This is a genomic window from Peribacillus sp. P4_D6, assembly GCF_056401795.1.
The window spans coordinates 1-2,607 of the sequence record NZ_JBFUIQ010000263.1 but is presented as its reverse complement, the minus strand read 5'-3'; the positions used below and the strand labels follow the sequence as shown (position 1 = coordinate 2,607).

Annotated in this window: 3 protein-coding genes and 2 pseudogenes; all 5 read left to right on the top strand. The window is 41.5% G+C overall.

What is annotated here, in order from left to right:
• Positions 1–204 (top strand): annotated as a pseudogene (locus AC1DVB_RS26520) (bacillithiol biosynthesis cysteine-adding enzyme BshC); the annotation flags it as partial.
• A gap of 341 nt (positions 205–545) precedes the next feature.
• The gene (gene mraZ / locus AC1DVB_RS26515) at positions 546–977 is read left to right on the top strand and encodes a division/cell wall cluster transcriptional repressor MraZ (RefSeq protein WP_034313914.1); all 432 of its coding nucleotides are present in this window, start codon (positions 546–548) and stop codon (positions 975–977) included.
• 53 nt (positions 978–1,030) lie between these two features.
• Positions 1,031–1,963, top strand: a complete 933-nt coding sequence (gene rsmH / locus AC1DVB_RS26510; RefSeq protein ID WP_034313911.1) for a 16S rRNA (cytosine(1402)-N(4))-methyltransferase RsmH — start codon at positions 1,031–1,033, stop codon at positions 1,961–1,963.
• 32 nt (positions 1,964–1,995) lie between these two features.
• Positions 1,996–2,352 (top strand): cell division protein FtsL, encoded by a 357-nt coding sequence (ftsL, locus tag AC1DVB_RS26505; protein ID WP_063576915.1) that lies wholly within the window; start codon positions 1,996–1,998, stop codon positions 2,350–2,352.
• A gap of 2 nt (positions 2,353–2,354) precedes the next feature.
• Positions 2,355–2,607, top strand: a pseudogene (locus AC1DVB_RS26500) (penicillin-binding protein); the annotation flags it as partial.

Genomic DNA, 2,607 nt, shown 5'->3' with positions numbered 1-2,607 from the left:
ATCGGTGACCGTACAAAGGAACGACATTCGGTCATCTTGAAAAAATATGATCGGATAGCAAATTCGCTGTACCCTCTCGAATCACCCCAGGAGAGGATTTGGAATGTGTTTTATTACTTGAATCAATACGGGCCAGAGCTCGTAAGGGATATGATGAAACTGGACTATCGCTTCAATAATCAGCATAAATTGATTTTCATTTAGAAAAACCATCCGTTTTGGGAAAAGTGGCGGGTAGATCATTTTGAATACGGTTGCCACAAACCAGTCCTGATGGAGGGATTGAAATGTGAAAGAAGACAGGTGTTTAAGCCTGTCTTTTTTTCTGTTTCCTGAGTACTTGTCAGGCGGGGCTTCGACAGTAATAGTGGGCCTGCGTCTAAGTTTGAGTACATTCGAGGGAAATGCACTTTTCTTTGAATAATTTGGCTAAATAAACTTAATAAGAAAAGAAGGTAATTTTTACTTGGAAGGAGAAAGTAAAAACAAGTGGAGAAAGGTGGGGGAATGTGGTACATTGAGATTAGAATGTGGGGGTAGTGGGTATGTTCATGGGAGAGTACCATCATAACATCGATATAAAGGGCCGTTTGATAGTCCCGGTGAAATTCAGGGAAAATCTCGGGGAGCAATTTGTCCTTACCCGCGGACTCGATCAATGTTTATTTGGTTACCCTATGGAAGAGTGGAAGCTACTAGAAGAAAAGCTGAAAGCCCTGCCTTTAACAAAAAAAGATGCCCGAGCCTTTACCCGTTTTTTCTTTTCTGCAGCTACCGAATGCGAAATTGATAAACAAGGGCGAATTAATATCCCCACGCCGCTTACTTCATATGGCCAATTGGAAAAAGAATGTGTAATTCTTGGTGTTACCAATCGTATTGAGATTTGGAGCAAATCCCTTTGGGAAAACTATTTTTCAGCTTCGGAGGATTCTTTCGCTGAGATAGCAGAAAATATGATTGGCTTTGATATTTAAGGCTGCCCTCAGAAATAGAGTCACTCAATAACTTGATTGGAAGGATGTCTAGCATGTTTCAACATACAACAGTGTTATTAAAAGAGACGGTTGATGGATTAAACATCAAACCTGATGGAATTTATGTGGATTGTACTTTAGGAGGAGCCGGTCACAGCGAATACTTACTTTCACAGCTCTCTGACAAGGGCAGGCTTTATGCTTTTGATCAGGACGAAACGGCGATTCGGAATGCTAAGGAAAAATTGGAAAGCTATGGCGAACGTATTGTTCTTGTTCCTAATAATTTTAAATACTTAAAAGAAGAGTTGAATGCCCGGGGAATCGAGAAAGTGGACGGGATCCTTTATGATTTAGGTGTGTCATCCCCGCAATTGGATACACCGGAGCGTGGTTTCAGCTATAACCATGATGCACCATTGGATATGAGGATGGACCAAAGTGCAGCCATTTCTGCCTATGATGTCGTGAATACTTGGTCATTCCATGATTTGCTGAGAATTTTCTTCCAATATGGAGAAGAAAAGTTTTCGAAACAAATTGCCAGGAAAATTGAAGCGGCACGTGAAATAAAACCGATTGAAACGACGTTTGAACTTGTGGAATTAATTAAGGATGGGATACCGGCCCCGGCAAGACGTAAAGGCGGACACCCTGCGAAACGAGTGTTCCAAGCAATAAGGATCGCTGTGAATGACGAACTTGGTGTCTTTGAAGACTCCCTGGAGCAGGCCATTTCGCTTTTGGATAAAGAGGGAAGAATATCTGTCATTACATTCCATTCGCTCGAAGATAGAATTTGTAAAACGGTATTTAAAAAGGCCAGTAGCATGCCGGATCTTCCGCCTGGACTTCCAGTTATCCCGGATGAATTCAAGCCAACCATGAAAATAATTACGAGAAAACCGATTTTACCTTCAGAAGAAGAATTGGAAGGGAATAATCGTTCCCGGTCGGCTAAGCTAAGAATCGCCGAAAAGCAATGATTACAGAAAAATATCAGTGAGGGGGAACATGAATGAGTTCCATAGCCAAAAAAGTACAAGAACAGCAATATGAAGACCAACAGCAGCAACAGGCACAGCAAACAGTGGTCATCCGTAAAGCGAAGATATCCATTGGTGAAGTTTTCTTACTCTGTGCCCTTGCTATCATGGTTACCTTCATGGGAGTGAAAATAGTCTCTAATCAAGCGGCCATCTATGAAACGAATAAAGAGATCCAGCTAGTGGAAACGTCGATTGAAGAACAGGGTAAAGTGAATGATGATTTGAAAGTGCAGGTTGCTGAACTTAGTACATACGAGAGAATTTGGAAAAAAGCTGCAGCGCTAGGGTTCAAGTTAAATGAGAATAATGTGAAGGGTGTGCAGTGATAATGCAGAAACAAAAAAATATGAAGCATGGGGCAGCCGGATTATTCTTCTTATTCGGCCTGCTCTTTTTTGTTTTAGTCTGCCGCTTTTTGTATATTCAGGTGACTGGTACAGCTGGCGGGGAGGTACTGGCTTCAAAAATCGAAAAGAAATATGAAAAAAAACAGGTCATAGAAGCAAAAAGGGGAAGCATACTCGATACAAAAGGTGAAGTCATCGCCGAAGATACTTCCTCCTATATCTTAAGGGCAGTAC

What these genes read in the sequence shown, in the direction of transcription:
- mraZ (WP_034313914.1), top strand. Translation starts at nt 546, where the DNA reads ATGTTCATGGGAGAGTACCATCATAACATCGATATAAAGGGCCGTTTG.
- rsmH (WP_034313911.1), top strand. Translation starts at nt 1,031, where the DNA reads ATGTTTCAACATACAACAGTGTTATTAAAAGAGACGGTTGATGGATTA.
- ftsL (WP_063576915.1), top strand. Translation starts at nt 1,996, where the DNA reads ATGAGTTCCATAGCCAAAAAAGTACAAGAACAGCAATATGAAGACCAA.